The sequence below is a fragment of the Peribacillus simplex genome (genome assembly GCF_030123325.1).
Classification (GTDB): domain Bacteria; phylum Bacillota; class Bacilli; order Bacillales; family DSM-1321; genus Peribacillus; species Peribacillus simplex_D.
On record NZ_CP126106.1, the window covers coordinates 1,873,366 to 1,889,940 of the forward strand.

The following is a 16,575-nucleotide window of genomic DNA, read 5'->3' on the forward strand; positions in this document are numbered from 1 at the left end:
TTTTGATGTATCAGCAGTTAACTAATGGAGAAGTGTTGAAAAACATTGCCCAGGAAGTGGAAGCAATGATTTCTCCGTTACATAAGCAAGTGGAAGAACGAATTGAAGAAAATCAATTCCGCGTATTACAAAGTTATCAAGCACATAGAGTGAGTGATTCCCATTTCATCCCGACTACAGGGTATGGATACGACGATATGGGTCGCGATACGCTTGAATTGATATATGCAGATGTATTCGGAGCGGAAGCTGGATTGGTGCGCCCCCAAATTATTTCAGGCACACACGCCATCTCCACCGCTCTTTTCGGCATATTGCGCCCAGGGGATGAATTGTTATACATAACTGGAAAGCCATATGACACTTTGGAAGAAATTGTAGGCATCCGGGGTTCGGGTATCGGATCTTTACGTGATTTTCAGATCAGCTATAATGCCGTTCCGTTAGAGGAAACTGGTACCGTTGATTTCGAAGCCGTCAAACAAGCCATTCAACCAAATACGAAGATGATCGGTATACAACGGTCAAAAGGGTATGCAACACGTCCTTCCTTTACGATTGATGAAATAAGGGAAATGATTTCTTTTGTAAAAGACATTAACCCTGAAATCGTCGTGTTCGTGGACAACTGTTATGGAGAGTTTGTTGAGACACAAGAGCCATGTCACGTCGGAGCAGATTTAATGGCAGGTTCACTCATTAAAAACCCCGGTGGCGGGATAGTGAAGACCGGAGGATACATTGTTGGTAAAAAGGACCTGGTTGAAGCTTGCTCCTATCGGCTAACATCACCAGGAATAGGGGCTGAAGCAGGTGCGTCGCTTTATAGTCTGCAGGAAATGTACCAAGGATTCTTCCTTGCACCACATGTCGTGGGTCAAGCTGTTAAAGGAGCCATGTTCACAGCTGCCTTTTTAGAAAAACTCGGTATGAATACATCTCCTAAATGGGATGCGAAGCGAACTGACTTGATTCAATCCGTCCAATTTAATGACCGGGATAAGATGGTTGCCTTCTGTCAGGCCATCCAATATGCATCACCAATCAATTCACATGTGACTCCATATCCTGCCTATATGCCAGGATATGAAGACGATGTAATCATGGCTGCGGGCACCTTTATACAGGGGGCGAGCATTGAACTTACGGCAGATGGTCCGACAAGGGCTCCATATGTTGCATACGTTCAAGGCGGCTTGACGTACGCCCATGTCAAAGTAGCCGTATTGACTGCAGTGAATGCGCTAATGGACAAAAAGCTGATTCAATTGTAAATGAAAATAGGTTTAGGGGATCCAAATACAATTGGATTCCTGAAAAAGCAATAGTCATAATATTTGAGTAGTAACAAATCATTTAATTTTTCTGAAAAAAACACGTCATAAAATGTAACATCATATTGACAAGTTTAATAACATGATATAAGATAATTTTAGATAAACAAAAGGAGGATGCTAAGAATGAGCGGCAACAACATTCGGCGTTCGATGCCTCTTTTTTCCATCGGAATCGTCATGCAGCTAACTGAGTTGTCTGCACGCCAAATTCGGTATTACGAAGAGCATCAACTTATTACTCCTATGAGAACAGATGGAAATCGTCGGGTTTTTTCATTAAACGATATCGATCGACTGCTTGAGATTAAAGACTTAATCGAACAAGGGGTCAATCTGGCCGGCATCAAAAAGATTTTCACTGTAAAGGAACAGAATTTACCTAAAACTCAAGAATTAGAACAAGCGGAAAAGATAAGACAGGACCTAAGTGACGAGGAGCTTCGCAAGCTTCTGCGTGCCGAGCTTTTACAAGGAAGCAAGCATCGAACATCTCTTCGACAAGGGGATATGTCACGTTTTTTCCAATAAAAATATGATTTATGAATGATTATTAGGGGGAATAGAAATTGGCAAAGTTCACACGTGAAGACATCACTCGTTTAGCGAAAGAAGAAAATGTTAAGTACATTCGTTTACAATTCACTGACATTTTAGGGACAATTAAAAACGTTGAAATCCCAGTCAGTCAATTAGAAAAAGCACTTGATAATAAAATGATGTTTGACGGATCTTCCATTGAAGGATTCGTACGTATCGAAGAGTCTGATATGTACCTATATCCTGATTTAAATACATGGGTTATCTTCCCTTGGACTTCCGAAAAAGGTAAAGTCGCACGTTTAATCTGTGATATTTACAATACGGATGGAACTCCTTTTGATGGAGATCCACGTGCAAACCTAAAACGTGTTCTTGCAGAAGCAAGAGAAATGGGCTTCACAGATTTCAATCTTGGACCTGAACCTGAATTCTTCCTATTCAAACTGGATGCAGCAGGCGAGCCGACTCTAGAATTGAACGATAAAGGCGGATACTTTGACCTTGCACCTACTGACCTAGGAGAAAACTGCCGTCGTGATATCGTTCTTGAGCTTGAAGAAATGGGATTTGAAATCGAAGCATCCCACCACGAAGTAGCTCCAGGACAACATGAAATTGACTTTAAATATGCAGATGCAGTTTCAGCTTGCGATAACATCCAAACATTTAAATTGGTTGTTAAAACGATTGCCCGTAAACATGGTTTACACGCAACATTCATGCCAAAACCATTGTTCGGTGTTAACGGATCTGGTATGCACTGTAACGTTTCTCTATTCAAAGGCAACGAAAACGCATTTTATGATAAAGAAGGTAAATTGGAATTAAGTAAAACAGCTGAGCAATTTATCGCAGGTATCATTAAGCATGCTCCAAGCTTCACTGCGGTAACAAACCCAACTGTTAACTCATACAAACGTCTAGTTCCTGGTTACGAAGCTCCTTGTTATGTTGCATGGTCCGCTAAAAACCGTAGCCCACTAATCCGTATCCCAGCTTCACGCGGAGTAAGTACTCGCGTAGAGGTACGTAGTGTCGATCCAGCAGCAAACCCATACTTGGCACTTGCAGTTCTGCTAAAAGCTGGTCTTGACGGTATCAAGAACGACTTGACTCCTCCAGCTCCAGTTGACCGCAACATCTATGTTATGAATAAAGAAGAACGTGAAGAAGTAGGTATCGTTGATCTACCAGCTACTTTATATGCTGCATTGGAAACATTAAAATCTGATGAAGTAATCAAAGAAGCATTAGGTGAACATTTACTTGAACACTTCGTCGAAGCAAAAGAAATCGAGTGGGATATGTTTAGAACACAAGTTCACCCATGGGAACGCGAACAATATATGTCAATGTATTAATATCTCAAACCCTTGGCACCTTTGGTGTCAGGGGCTTTTTATTTGTGGGTGAAAAGGGAAAATAAAAAGGGTGGAAACTTGTCCACCCACAATTTACCCACAATCAAACGAATTATTTTAAAATATTCTTTGTGTATTCCTCAAATTTATTAATTGTATCTGTTTCAATCTTCTTCGAAATTGTGGGCATAAACATCGGCAGTTATTTGCATGTTGCCGTGTCCTAGACGTTCCTGGATGTATTTCATATTAGAGCCGGACTCTAATAATAAAACTGCGTGGGTGTGCCTTAAACAGTGAATAGGAATCGGCGGATGTTCAGCTTTTTTTAATATCCTTGAAAAAGCGTTAAATAAACTTGATTTAGGCATGTAATTAGTACGAAAGTATTTTTCATTTAACACACGGGTGCATTAATGAAATAAGGAAAAAACGCCTTAAAACGAGGCGTTTTTTTTATGCCGAACAAAAAAACATTCATAATAAAAGGAGTCGATGTGAAATGATCTTTAATAATCTTCCACAATTAGTCGATAAAAGAGGCAAATTAAAGTTAAAAGGCACTTATTCAAAGCGCACGAAAACAATTACTCACCGGGTAAGGCATCATTCATTAACAAAGAAGAATTTGGCTGGGTCTGATGCTGCAAGCTTCGCGGGTTACCATGTAAACACGCTGGGGTGACCTGGAGTAGGATATACATTTATTATCGAGCCTAAGAATGTAATTAATACTCCAAACGGTAAAAGGGTTAGGATTGTGTATGTTCATGATATTGACAGCCGGACTTACCATGTAGGGAGTAGCAATCAGTTCTCCCTTGGTATCTGTGTTGCTGGTGATTATCGATTTGACACTATGGATGATGCCACACTTGCCAGTATTGCAGAACTTCACGCTGCGCTTGTAAAAGATGGGATAGGAAAGTTTGATAATGCCCATAATGAAATGCCAGGTTATAGCTGGAAAGCGTGTTGTGAGTATAACTACAGGGATGCATTTGATTGGAAGGGATCAAAAAATCCATCCAAAACAGCACCGGCACCTGACGTTTATACAATCCAAGAAGGAGACACTTTATGGAGCATTGCACATAAGGATGGAGCGGGTGGCGGGTTCATGCCCTCAAGGCTGCCTAATTAAATAAAGTGTCTAACTTTTTGGGTTCACTTCAGATGAACAGCTCTTTTTTTATTAAAGGGGGAAGATAATCTGATAATAAAAAAAATACATATTTATCGAGATTTGGTAAAATTAATTAGAGGAGAAGGGTGGTTAATCATGAAAAAATATTTAGGGGTTATTTCGTTTGCTTTAATTATCTTGGTTATTTGTGTCTTTGCTGGAACTATAACACAAGTAATTAACCCTGGAGTAACGACTTTTCGTGTATTGATGATTTGTGGAATCATTATATCCTTCTCTTTCTCTTTTCTCAGTGAGAAAGGACTTTGGAGAAAATTAGCTTTAGGTCTTAGTATATTTGTTGGTTTAGTTTACTTTATGGCTGTTGAATTAATGAGAATAATATTCCAGGGTAATGGATTTTAAATGTTTATTGAACAAACAGGTGCGTTACTTCATTACCAGGAGTTGATCAACAGCTCCTTTTTTCTTATGGGGGGGTACCCCTAATAGTTCTCACATGTCACTGCAAATTCTATATACTTAAATTAATTAAACTAGAATACACGAAGCAGCTATAAATAGAAGTGTAATACGAGGAGGAGATATCATGCTTATTACGGAACGGCATCAATTAATTTTAAAGCTATTAAAAGAAAAGGAGAATGTTAAGATTCATGAGCTAGTAGAATTAACGAATACTTCAGAATCTACTTTGCGTCGTGATCTAGACCAATTAGAAAAGCAGAACTACTTAAAACGTGTACATGGTGGAGCTTCACTTTTACATAGTAAACGAGACGAACCAAGTGTGTTTGAGAAAATAACGCAGAACCTTGAGGAAAAAGATAAGATAGCAAAATATGCGGCAGAACTAATTTTGGACGGCGACTGTGTATATCTTGATGCTGGAACAACAACGTATCAGATGATCAAACATTTAAGACAAAAAGATATCGTTGTCATTACAAACGGAATTGATCATTTAGATGCATTACTTGAAAATGATATATGTACATACTTTATTGGTGGATTTGTTAAAAAGATTACCAAAGCAACAGTTGGACGTTATGCATACGAAAGTATAAAAAAATACAGATTTGATAAGTGTTTCATGGGTGCGAACGCTATTCATTATAATTTTGGATTGACTACCCCAGATCCAGAAGAGGCGCAAATGAAAGAAAGAGCCATTTTTTTGTCACGTGAGGCCTTTGTATTAGCAGATCATACAAAATTTGGAGAAGTATCATTTTCTAAGTTTGCAGATTTAAACCAGACAAAAGTTATTACGAATGAAGAAGGTACAATAACGTTAGGAAAATATAAGGAGAAAACAGAAATAATTATTGTGAGGGACTAAAACTAAATTTGCTATCGTTGAAGGAAAGCTGGTATTCAAACTGTCTGATTCAGACATTTAGAATACCAGCTTTTTTTTGAAGGAGATTCTGAAATTATTTTTTTGGGAATTTCCCCCTTTGTTGTATCAATATAATAAAGAATGCTTGATTTATTGTAATGTGGCCAAATAACAAAGAGGGAAAATCTGCTCCATGTAATAAACATTCCATTTGAAAGTTTAATATTTTATGTTATTAATATATTTTTTGGAATAATTGGCGCTATTGACAATTATAAACAGCTTTAATATAATCAAAATCAATCAAAAACAATCATATTCATTCAATTATAATTCTAATATGTAAAGGGTAATTATATTGTTATACAAAAGATGAAAGCGTTATCAATTAATTAAGATGTCATTTGAAAAAACTATCAAAATCAACCATATTTCCATTATTTCAACCAAAAATATTCATTTAAGGAGGTGATCTAGTTTAAGAGATTGAGAGCGGTAACAATTTCTCGTCTGTAGATAATTATTTTCATCTTCAAAAACTAGGGGGATTAATATGGTTAAATATGTAAAAATACTAGGGGTACTAGTTTTGGCGTTTGTAATTGCCGCGATGACGGCATGTAGTGGGGCTAGTGAATCATCAAATGGATCAACAGACGGTAACGAAGGACAAGAAGGTAACAAACAATTAAAGATCGGTGTAGCGGTGGGTAGTTTAGCAAACCCTTTCTTCGTCTCCATGGGTAAAGGTGCTGAAGAAGCAGGAAAAGAATTAGGTGCTGAAGTTCTAGTTGAAAGCGCTGACTATGATTTAGCAAAACAAGCAGCTCAAATTGAAAACTTTATTACGAAAAAGGTAGATATTATTCTTTTAAATGCTGTTGATACAAAAGGAATTGCGGCAGCTGTTCAACAGGCCAAAGCTGCTGATATTCCAGTAGTTGCTGTAGATACTAATGCTGAAGGTGGTGTCGATGCCACTGTTACTTCAGACAACTATCAAGCTGGTAAACTAGCCGGAGAATATGTGATTGAACAATTAGGTGGAAAAGGAAAAATAGCTATTATTGATGGACCTCCTGTTTCGGCTGTATCTGATCGTATTCAAGGATTTGAAGATGCAATAAAGGATACCGAAATTAAAGTAATTGCAAAGCAAAATGGAGAAGGGAATCGCGAAAAGGCATTAACGGTGATGGAAAGTATTTTACAAGCTAATTCATCAGGCTCTATTGACGCTGTATTTGCGATTAATGATCCAGAAGCAATTGGTGTTGAAATTGCTCAAGAGCAAGCGAATCGTAAAGATGAATTTTTCATTGTCGGAGTAGACGGTGCTCCTGAAGCCACAGAAGCAATGGCAAAGGAAGGAAGTACAATTGCTGCAACTTCAGCTCAGTCACCTAGTAACATGATCAAAAAAGCTGTTGAAATCGGAATGAAAGTGAAAAATGGTGAAGAAGTTGAGGAGCTTATTAAAGTTCCAGTTGAGATTGTAACTCAAGATACATTAGATTCTTACAAAGGTTGGTAAGAATCTTTCAATAAATAGGCTGATAAGGATTCCTCCTTTAATCAGCCTATTCAAATCCATATAAGGGGTGAGATAAAGGTATGGCTGTCAATGAAATGTCCCTTAAAGGCCAACAAAGTCTAAAAAAGCCAGTGTTGAATATGGAAGGGATTAGTAAAACGTTCTCAAATGTAACCGTATTGAATAATGTGAGAATTGAACTTTATCCAGGTGAAGTACATGCATTAATGGGAGAGAATGGCGCTGGAAAGTCAACTTTCATGAAAATCCTCGCAGGCATTCATACACCTGATGACAATGGTGGGAAAATCTACTTAAAAGGTCAACCAATTTTATGGAAGGACCCTACAGATGCAAGGAACAAAGGAATTAGTGTTATTCATCAGGAGTTAAATCTTTCTCCTAATTTAACAATAAGTGAAAATATCTTAATGGGTTCGACCTTTCCTAGAAATGGTTTAGGAATGGTGAAATGGGATGAGGTCCATGAACGTGCCCAAGAGGTGTTAGATTCAATGGGGTCGAATCTAAATCCTCGCCAATTGGTTTCGACCTTAAGTGTTGCTCAACAACAAATGGTCGAGATCGCTCGAGCATTATCCTTTAATGCAGAGGTACTCATAATGGATGAACCAACCGCCTCTTTAACAGATAAAGAAATAAAAAAGCTGTTTGAAATTATTGATGATTTGAAAAAGCAGGGAGTTGCCATTGTATATATCTCTCACAGAATGGAAGAGATCTTTAAAATTTCTAATAGGTTCACTGTATTACGTGACGGCGAATGGATTGCAAGTGGGCCGATTGAAGAGACAAATCCTGATCATCTCGTAAAGCTAATGGTAGGACGGGATTTAAAGGACTTGTTTAATCGGTCAAAAGCTTTTGGTACAAAAAATCCAAAGGAAGTTTCACCTGTACTTGAATTGAAAAATGTTTCTGATAACACGATTGTAAAGAATGTATCTTTAAAAATTTACCCAGGTGAAATTGTTGGTTTAGCGGGGCTTGTTGGAGCTGGTAGAACAGAATTGGTTAGGGCTATTTTCGGTTTGTCCGAGGTGAAAAGTGGCGAAATATTGGTTGATGGTCAATCTGTTAGAATCAAATCCTCAATAGATGCTATTGCTAATAGGATTGCACATGTGCCTGAAAGCAGGAAAGAACAAGGGTTATTTTTATCAATGTCCGTAAAAGAGAACATCATAATGGCTGAATTGAAAAAACACGCTAAAGCAGGAATTGTAAGTTGGAAGCAAGCAAATGAAAGCGCTAACCAATATATTGAAGACTTAAATATAAAAATAGCTTCCCCAGAACAGCAAGTATCAAACTTAAGTGGTGGGAATCAACAAAAGGTAGTGATCGCTAGGTGGCTATCAATTGCACCAAAGGTATTACTACTTGATGAGCCAACACGAGGGGTTGATATAGGTGCCAAGACTGAAATCCACAAGATAGTTTCAAAGCTTGCAGATGAAGGGTTGGCCGTTTTAATGATATCATCTGAACTTCCTGAAGTATTGGGGGTAAGTGATCGAATACTTGTCATGAGTGAAGGAAGGTTAACAGGCGAGCTTTCGAAGGAAGAAGCTACACAGGAAACAATTATGCGTTTAGCTACCAAAGGGGGGAGAGAGAAATGAGAGGGAATACGCAAACTATTACACATTCACAACGCCAAAATATAGGAAATGTCCTTTATTCTTTATGGAATAGGCTTGGCATGATCATGATTTTATTATTATTGTGTGTAGTACTTTCATTTACAGCACCAAATTTTTTAGATACAGCCAATTTATTGAATGTATTAAAACAAGTTTCTATTATTGCTATTTTAGCTGCTGGGATGACAATTGTTATTTTAACTGGTGGTATTGATTTATCAGTTGGTGCAACAGTTGCTCTATCTGGCGTTATCTCAGTCATGGTCTCTTCTGCAGGAGTTAATCCTATTATTGCGATGTTATCAGGCGTACTAGTAGGGTATGCAGTAGGACTGATTAATGGATTTCTCACAGCCAAAGCAAAGTTACCAGCATTTATTGTTACACTAGGCAGCTTCACATATGTTCGTGGACTCGCTTATGTCATTAGTGGTGGTTATCCAATTGTTTTACAAAACGAAACATTTAAATTCATCGGTGGTGGAAGTATTTTTGGAATCCCCACTCCTATTTATATCATGTCTTTAGTATATGTTGTGATGTTTTTTGTTCTTAAATATACGATGTTTGGTCGTCATATATATGCGATTGGTGGCAATGAAGAGGCAGCTCGGTTAACTGGAATTAAGGTTGAAAAGTCTTTAATCAATGTGTATTCGATTAGTGGTTTACTAGCTGGTTTAGGAGGAGTCGTTTTGGCGGGAAGGTTGTTTTCTGGACAGCCAACTGCTGGTCAAATGTATGAATTAGACGCAATTGCTGCTGTTATACTAGGAGGAACAAGTTTAACAGGTGGAAAAGGGAAAATAATAGGAACAATTATTGGGGTTTTAATTATGGGGGTAATCAGTAATGGGTTAACTCTAATGGATGTCAACTATTATTGGCAGTTAGTTGTAAAAGGTGGAGTTATTGTAGCAGCCGTTTTATTAGATCGATTGCGCGGAAATGGTCCAGCATAACGATCACATGTCATTTTAGATTTTAAAAAAGGGATGTGAAATAAAAGTGAAGAGGATTATTAGTATTCTACTAATATGTTCAACTGTCACTTGTTTACCATTTAATAGTGCATATGCAGAAGACCCTGGGTATTATAATGAACCATACCGTAATCAATTTCATTTTTCTCCTGAAGCTAACTGGATGAATGATCCGAATGGTATGGTTTTTTATAAAGGTGAATATCATTTGTTTTATCAATATCATCCGTATGGAACGACATGGGGACCGATGCATTGGGGGCATGCTGTCAGTAAAAATCTTGTAAATTGGGAGCATTTGCCGATTGCTTTATCGCCGGATGAAAACGGTCAGATTTTCTCGGGGAGTGCTGTTATTGATTGGAACAATACAGCTGGCTTTGGAAAAGAAGCAATGGTTGCCATCTTTACGCATGCAGGGGATAAGCAAGTCCAAAGTATAGCGTATAGCCTAGATAAAGGAAGAACTTGGGAAAAATATAAAGGGAATCCCGTAATGCCAGACCCTCCTATACAAGATTGGCGCGATCCTAAAGTATTTTGGCATGAAGAATCAAACCAATGGGTTATGTCGTTGGCGGCTAAGGATAAGATCATGTTTTATACCTCACCTAATTTAAAAGAGTGGGAGTATGCAAGTGAATTCGGCGAAGATGGTGGAATACAAGCAAATAGCTTAGACAGAACTTCTTATACCATGTCATCCCAGACAGGTGAATCATTTAGCTATGAGGGAGATATTACCCTTAATGAGAAGAATGGGAGAGAAGGGACAGGCGGTTTAGTTTTTCGGTCAGATAGGAGTGCAAAGAACGGCTATGTTGCGAGCTTAGATGCCAAAAACGATGTCATAACATTAAGTAAGAATGTAGATGGAACAAACGAGGAAATTGCGAGAAAACCTTTTACCCTCAAAACTTCGACTACCTACCATGTGAAGGTGGAAACAGATGGGGATCAAATTCAAGTCTCTGTAAACGATCAATCTGTTATAAAAAAAACAGATATGGAATTCGATTATGGATACTATGGATTGTCAGCGTGGAATTCAACGGCTGCCTTTCGAAATGTGGAGTTCAAGAATACATCTAACTTTGAAACCAATTTATCAAAATGGACAGATGTAAACGGAAGCTGGGAGAACACGATGGATGGAAAAACTGGAACCTCTACGGAGGATGCTTTTGTAATGAGTGGTCAAACAGGGGATAACTTTTTTTATGAAGCAAACATTGAGATATCTGGGGAAAAAGGTGGCAATGGAGCTGGCTCGCTCGTTTTTCGTGCAAATCCTAATGCAACAAACGGTTATATGGCGAATATCGATGCTTTAAACGATACAATAAAAATCATGAAAATTGAAAATGGAGACATATCCATTCTAGCTGAAAAAACAATAAATCTAGATACAGATAAAAGGTACCATTTAAAAGCAAGCACTCATGGAAAAAATATTAAAATTTCTTTAGATGGTAATCTCATTCATGATGTAAATGATTCAACTTTTTCATCAGGGCTTTTTGGCTTAAATGTTTGGAATTCATCCACGTTATTCCAAGATGTTCAAGTTGGTAAGAACATCATGACAAATGAGAAGGAAATTACTAATCATGATTTTGAGACAGGTGATCTAACTGGGTGGAGTACAATCGAAGGTAATGCTTTCACAAAAGATCATGTGACAAATGTACCATCATACTGGGGAGGGGATTTCGGCCACCAAGGAAACTACCACTTATGGGGGTTTACTGATCTTCAAAAGGGAGATGACGCAACAGGTGAACTGCACTCCTCATATTTTAAACTAGATGGCTCTGGAGAAATCAACTTTCTGTTGGGCGGTGGTAATGATATCAACAACCGCTATGTTTCGTTAGTGAGAGCCTCTGATGATCAAGAATTAATTCGACAAGCCAATACCAAATTTAAAGAAGAAAAATATCAAAAATACGTCTGGGATGCTTCTAAATATATTGGAGAAGTGTTATATATTAAAGCTGTAGACCAAGCTACAGGTGGTTGGGGTCATTTAAACATGGATGATGTTAATGTTTATAATGAAGGGGCCATGCCAAATGAAGTAGACCAAGTTGCCAAAGAGCCTGAGAAAGACGATTCGAAAGAAAGCGGCATCCTTACGGACTGGTCTGCTGTTTCTGGAGAGTGGGTACCTTCTACTCATGGTAGTAACGGAGGGATTTGGGAATGTCCTACTCTAATCGAATTACCAATTGATGGTGACCCTTCAAAAACAAAATGGGTGCTACAGGTAAGCATTAATGATGGCGCTCCTGCAGGCGGGTCAGGTATGCAATATTTTGTAGGTACCTTTGACGGGAAAACGTTTAAAAATGAAAATCCTTCCGATCAAGTGTTATGGACTGACTACGGGGCAGATTATTATGCCGCAGTAGATTGGAGCGGAATTGAAGGTAAGAATGGCGAAAAATATTGGATTGGCTGGATGAGTAATTGGCAATATGCAAATAACACACCAACTTCGACTTGGAGGAGTTCAACGACATTGCCAAGAAAGATGGAGCTAACTCAGACAAATGAAGGTTTACGTTTAAAACAAACACCTGTTTCTTTAAAATCCATTCGAGATAAGAGTGAAAAAATTTCATATAAAAATAAAGTCATATCTGGTGAAAGTAATCTCCTATCTAAACTATCAGAAGATACATTTGAAATGATAGCTGAGTTTGATGTAGATGATATAAAAGCAACTGAATTCGGCTTTCAAGTTCGTAAAGGAGCAACTGAATATACGACTATTGGCTATGATGTTACCACCAAACAGTTATTCGTAGACCGTTCAAGTTCAGGAAGCTTTGATTATGGGAACAATGTGGTCGGTAAGCATGACGGACCGTTAAATGCATTAAATGGGACTGTGAAAATGCATATTTTCATTGACCGATCTGCTGTAGAAGTGTTTGGAAACAAAGGTGAAACGGTTATTTCTGATCAAATTTTCCCGGATCCATCAAGTAAACGATTACAAATTTATAGTAAGGGTGGAGAAGTTACATTAAAGTCTTTGAAAATATACCCTTTAAAGAGTATATGGAAAAGATAATGACTAAATTTCAATCCTATTAAAGAGGGGTTGATAGTAAGAGTTTATGAAGGCTGTCGAAAATGATCGATAGCCTTTCAATTTACCTAAATCACAAGAATGGAGAGTGTAATGTAAATGAATAAAACAAACCGCGCAGTCATATGCGTTGGGGAGCTTTTGATCGATTTTTATTGTACAGATATTGATGTTAATTTAATAGAAGGTAATCATTTTCTAAAGAAAGCCGGGGGTGCACCAGCGAATGTCGCAGCTACTATTTCAAAGCTAGGTGGGGAAGCGAGTCTTATTGGAAAAGTAGGAAATGACCCATTTGGATTATTTTTAATAGAAACGATAAAAGAGGTGGGGGTTGATACATCGATGATTGTTACTGACGATTTAGCACCAACTACTTTAGCATTTGTTTCTTTACAAGCAAATGGTGAAAGGGATTTTGTATTCAATAGAGGAGCGGATCGAAATTTAACAGAGGATAACTTATACCTAGATAGATTAAGTGGTGCAAAGATCATTCACTTTGGATCTGCAACTGCATTTCTGGAAAACCCTTTTAAAACAACTTATTTAAAGGCAATGGAATTTGCAAAAAATAGGGGGATATTTCTATCGTTTGACCCTAACTTTCGACATGATTTATGGAAAAATAGAGTGGCAGAATTTATTAGTTTAGCTAGAAAGGGTATATCAATGGCTGACTTTGTAAAAGTAAGCGAAGTAGAGCTTGAACTAATCACGGGAAAAATGGATAAATATGATGGAATAGCAATGCTCCATCATTTAGGGGTAAAAATAGTGGCTGTTACCCTTGGATGGGAAGGCACTCTTCTTTCAAATGGAAGTGGAATGAGTGTAATAAACAGCGTCGAAGTAAATTCAATTGACTCAACTGGTGCTGGTGATGCATTTGTCGGTGCTGCTTTATTTCAATTTGCAAATCTTGAGTCCTATGACACAATTCTTAGTGATTTTAGTAAACTTAAAGAGATCATTCTTTTTGCAAATAAAGTAGGTGCCGTCGTGTGTACGAAGGTAGGAGCGATTTCTTCTCTACCAAACGAAGAGGATATATATAAGATTTAGTCTTCATCGTATTGTTTCGGATTGTGAAAGAATCGCGGTACACCTGGCTTAGGAGGTCTAGGTGCATCGCGATTTTTAGTTTATATTTACACTGTACAAAGCGAATCGGCTGAATCTTCTTGGGATGAGTGGACATGTGCCGATAGGCATAGGTGTCTCAGTTAAAAAAGAAAGGGCGGTCCTGCTGCTGACTCGGTTGCACTTGCAGCAGCAGCTGTCTCTGTCACAGGAGGCATCGCCTTCGTCGGGCTCATGGCTCCGCACGGTTTGACCTCGAAATCAGCTCTTCCTGCCGGTAGCGATTCTGATCGGCGCCTGGCTGCTGCTTCTAGCAGATACCATCGGGAGAAACATTGAACCCGAAGGCATACCTGTGGGGATTATGATCGCTTTAATAGGGGCTCCTTATTTTATGTATTTGTTGATGAAGCAGTAGGAGAAAAAGCACATATTATTGTAAAAGCTGAAGATGTCTTCAGCTTTTTTGTTTGACTTATCATCTTCAAATCTCTGGCGCAGCGCAGATTGGAACATAATATAAGCCCGAACTGCGAAATATAAGGATACATGCCCTTACATGAATCCTACTTAAGCATGATTGACTTGGTTTTTTGATTTGATATAGTTTTAGGATGCTAAAGTGAGCAAATAAGATCAGACTAAAAAAGAGCCTTCTGCGAAAGGGGGTGCCTCCTGTGAAAAGCATACAAAGCCGCTTATTGATCATGCTGCTGATTTTCATCGTTTTTCCCTATTTCCTGTCCGTTTTTTTCATCTACACTTATACAAAAAACAGTGTGGAGCAGTATGAACTTGAAAACAGCCGGGAGCAGCTACAGAAAAATGCGGATGAACTGGAGCAGTATTTTGACGACATGATTGATTTTCCATATATTCTGTATCGCAACCCTGATCTGTTTCGGATTTTTAATAACGGCTTTGAAGACTCCATTTATTTCAGCCCCAAGACCATGGAAAAGAGTCTCGAAACCTTTTATCTAATGAGAAACGAATTCCGGCAAATCCGTTTCTATATTGCTAAAAACAATGAGTCATTTACAGTCTATAATGCAGTGGTCAGCACACACAGGTATCAGCCGAATTTTCTGAACCAGGACCCGATCAAACAGCTGTATACATCTGACTCACAATATTTGATTGAGCCGCCCCACCCTCTTGAGAATTACAATAATGCAGCCATTGTTCCAAAATCGGACAAAACGATGGTGATGACTTTTCACCACAAAATTACAGACGTTCTTTCTAAAAAGTTTCTTGGGATGATTACAATCGACATTGATTTGGGCGAGTATGCCCGCATTTGTAATAACCTTGTCCAGGGAGACGCATCTTCTGTCTTGCTTATTGATTCCTTTGATCGCGTCATGTATGCAAATGATCGTGCCCTGATTGGAAAACCTCTTCCTGCAGATGAAAAGCAGCGTCTTAACGGGAATAGGAGCCGGCATGATGACGATATTCTCTTATCAAAGGAGTTATCAGGTTCACTGAAAGGCTGGAAATTGATTAAGATCATGTCGAGTCAGGCTTTATATGAAGATGTCAGGAAAACCGCCTATACCAATATCCTTGTCGGCATCGGTGTAGGAATACTGGGTTTGTTGATGATAGGCATTATCTCAAATAGGATTACACGTCCCATTACGAGGCTGAGCAGCAAAGTCCGCTCCATTGAAGGCGGAAATATGAATGTTCCTTTTGATGATACCAAAAGCGATGAAATTGGCCATTTGGAGTCACATATGAAGGATATGATGAACCGGATCAATTCCCACATTGATCGTGAATATAAGCTTGAAATTGAAAACAGGAAGAACCAGTTCAGGGCGTTAAAATCACAGATCAATCCTCATTTTCTGTTTAACGCTTTACAATCCATCGGCGCTGTTGCCCTCAGGTCGAATGCACCAAAGGTCTATCAATTGCTGACTTCGCTGTCCAAAATGATGCGCTACTCAATGCAGGCAGATCAAAGGGTACGGGTTCGGGATGAAGCTGAGTATGCAAAAGCGTACCTCTCCCTTCAAACAGAGCGTTTTGGTGAAAATGTAAGTTACTCGGTCAATATCGATGAGTCCATTTTGGACATGACTATTCCAAGTATGATTCTCCAGCCCCTAGCAGAGAATTTCTTTAAACACACGTATGAGGAAGGTTACAGCAACGCTCATTTGTCCATTAACGGGGAAAAACAAGGAAACGATCTGTGCTTTACTGTAGAGAATGATGGTCCGGGTCTGACGGAAGTAGAGCTTCAGACTCTGCGGGAACATATCTATACACCCCCTTACGAAGGGACTTATTCGCTTGAACATATAGGCCTGAAGAATATTCGTGACAGGCTGCTTCTGGGGTATGGACCAAGTGCAGAAATGAAAGTAGATTCGAATGACGGACAGGGGTTTTCTGTCAGCATGAGGATCCCGATAAAGACCGTCCTTGGGAATGATAAAGACTTACTTCAGGAAAGGAGATGAA

Annotated in this window: 12 protein-coding genes and 3 pseudogenes; 14 read left to right on the top strand and 1 reads right to left on the bottom strand. The window is 38.6% G+C overall.

Annotation, left to right across the window (positions count from 1 at the left end; genetic code table 11):
* The first annotated feature begins 5 nt into the window (after window positions 1–5).
* From QNH43_RS09045 to glnA, 3 genes are all read left to right on the top strand, one after another.
* On the top strand, window positions 6–1,274 hold the full coding sequence (locus tag QNH43_RS09045; RefSeq protein ID WP_283917543.1) for a methionine gamma-lyase family protein: 1,269 nt from the start codon (window positions 6–8) through the stop codon (window positions 1,272–1,274).
* A gap of 186 nt (window positions 1,275–1,460) precedes the next feature.
* Window positions 1,461–1,865, top strand: a complete 405-nt coding sequence (locus tag QNH43_RS09050; RefSeq protein WP_076368569.1) for a MerR family transcriptional regulator — start codon at window positions 1,461–1,463, stop codon at window positions 1,863–1,865.
* A 38-nt stretch (window positions 1,866–1,903) separates the two neighbouring features.
* Window positions 1,904–3,238 carry a type I glutamate--ammonia ligase gene (gene glnA / locus QNH43_RS09055; RefSeq protein ID WP_076368570.1) on the top strand — a complete coding sequence of 445 codons (1,335 nt, stop codon included), beginning with the start codon at window positions 1,904–1,906 and terminating at the stop codon, window positions 3,236–3,238.
* Between the two features lie 112 nt (window positions 3,239–3,350).
* Here glnA and QNH43_RS09060 read toward each other — a convergent pair.
* A pseudogene (locus QNH43_RS09060) lies at window positions 3,351–3,615 on the bottom strand (tyrosine-type recombinase/integrase); the annotation flags it as partial.
* A 380-nt stretch (window positions 3,616–3,995) separates the two neighbouring features.
* On the opposite strand from QNH43_RS09060, the gene QNH43_RS09065 reads away from it, so the two are divergent.
* The 11 genes and pseudogenes from QNH43_RS09065 (at window position 3,996) to QNH43_RS09110 (ending at window position 16,574) form a co-directional block, all read left to right on the top strand.
* Window positions 3,996–4,382: a peptidoglycan recognition protein family protein gene (locus QNH43_RS09065; protein ID WP_283918323.1), complete on the top strand. Its 387-nt coding sequence runs from the start codon at window positions 3,996–3,998 to the stop codon at window positions 4,380–4,382.
* Between the two features lie 138 nt (window positions 4,383–4,520).
* Window positions 4,521–4,790, top strand: coding sequence for a hypothetical protein (locus QNH43_RS09070; protein WP_283917544.1), 270 nt, complete (start codon window positions 4,521–4,523; stop codon window positions 4,788–4,790).
* A gap of 184 nt (window positions 4,791–4,974) precedes the next feature.
* Window positions 4,975–5,727 carry a DeoR/GlpR family DNA-binding transcription regulator gene (locus QNH43_RS09075; protein WP_283917545.1) on the top strand — a complete coding sequence of 251 codons (753 nt, stop codon included), beginning with the start codon at window positions 4,975–4,977 and terminating at the stop codon, window positions 5,725–5,727.
* Window positions 5,728–6,280: 553 nt separating this feature from the next.
* Window positions 6,281–7,261 carry an ABC transporter substrate-binding protein gene (locus QNH43_RS09080; RefSeq protein ID WP_283917546.1) on the top strand — a complete coding sequence of 327 codons (981 nt, stop codon included), beginning with the start codon at window positions 6,281–6,283 and terminating at the stop codon, window positions 7,259–7,261.
* An 80-nt stretch (window positions 7,262–7,341) separates the two neighbouring features.
* The gene (locus QNH43_RS09085) at window positions 7,342–8,907 is read left to right on the top strand and encodes a sugar ABC transporter ATP-binding protein (RefSeq protein ID WP_283917547.1); all 1,566 of its coding nucleotides are present in this window, start codon (window positions 7,342–7,344) and stop codon (window positions 8,905–8,907) included.
* An 80-nt stretch (window positions 8,908–8,987) separates the two neighbouring features.
* Window positions 8,988–9,890, top strand: coding sequence for an ABC transporter permease (locus QNH43_RS09090; protein WP_252281280.1), 903 nt, complete (start codon window positions 8,988–8,990; stop codon window positions 9,888–9,890).
* Window positions 9,891–9,945: 55 nt separating this feature from the next.
* A pseudogene (locus QNH43_RS27755) lies at window positions 9,946–10,980 on the top strand (glycoside hydrolase family 32 protein); the annotation flags it as partial.
* Window positions 10,981–11,979: 999 nt separating this feature from the next.
* A complete protein-coding gene (locus QNH43_RS27760; RefSeq protein WP_434060192.1) occupies window positions 11,980–12,993 on the top strand; it encodes a glycoside hydrolase family 32 protein in 1,014 nt (337 codons plus the stop codon).
* A gap of 117 nt (window positions 12,994–13,110) precedes the next feature.
* Window positions 13,111–14,076 carry a carbohydrate kinase family protein gene (locus tag QNH43_RS09100; RefSeq protein ID WP_283917549.1) on the top strand — a complete coding sequence of 322 codons (966 nt, stop codon included), beginning with the start codon at window positions 13,111–13,113 and terminating at the stop codon, window positions 14,074–14,076.
* A gap of 85 nt (window positions 14,077–14,161) precedes the next feature.
* A pseudogene (locus QNH43_RS09105) lies at window positions 14,162–14,512 on the top strand (iron chelate uptake ABC transporter family permease subunit); the annotation flags it as partial.
* Between the two features lie 259 nt (window positions 14,513–14,771).
* On the top strand, window positions 14,772–16,574 hold the full coding sequence (locus QNH43_RS09110) for a cache domain-containing sensor histidine kinase (RefSeq protein ID WP_283917550.1): 1,803 nt from the start codon (window positions 14,772–14,774) through the stop codon (window positions 16,572–16,574).
* Window position 16,575 lies beyond the last annotated feature (1 nt).

Coding starts and splice junctions, on each gene's coding strand:
- QNH43_RS09045 (WP_283917543.1), top strand. CDS start 6: ATGTATCAGCAGTTAACTAATGGAGAAGTGTTGAAAAACATTGCCCAG.
- QNH43_RS09050 (WP_076368569.1), top strand. CDS start 1,461: ATGAGCGGCAACAACATTCGGCGTTCGATGCCTCTTTTTTCCATCGGA.
- QNH43_RS09070 (WP_283917544.1), top strand. CDS start 4,521: ATGAAAAAATATTTAGGGGTTATTTCGTTTGCTTTAATTATCTTGGTT.
- QNH43_RS09075 (WP_283917545.1), top strand. CDS start 4,975: ATGCTTATTACGGAACGGCATCAATTAATTTTAAAGCTATTAAAAGAA.
- QNH43_RS09080 (WP_283917546.1), top strand. CDS start 6,281: ATGGTTAAATATGTAAAAATACTAGGGGTACTAGTTTTGGCGTTTGTA.
- QNH43_RS09085 (WP_283917547.1), top strand. CDS start 7,342: ATGGCTGTCAATGAAATGTCCCTTAAAGGCCAACAAAGTCTAAAAAAG.
- QNH43_RS09090 (WP_252281280.1), top strand. CDS start 8,988: ATGATCATGATTTTATTATTATTGTGTGTAGTACTTTCATTTACAGCA.
- QNH43_RS27760 (WP_434060192.1), top strand. CDS start 11,980: ATGCCAAATGAAGTAGACCAAGTTGCCAAAGAGCCTGAGAAAGACGAT.
- QNH43_RS09100 (WP_283917549.1), top strand. CDS start 13,111: ATGAATAAAACAAACCGCGCAGTCATATGCGTTGGGGAGCTTTTGATC.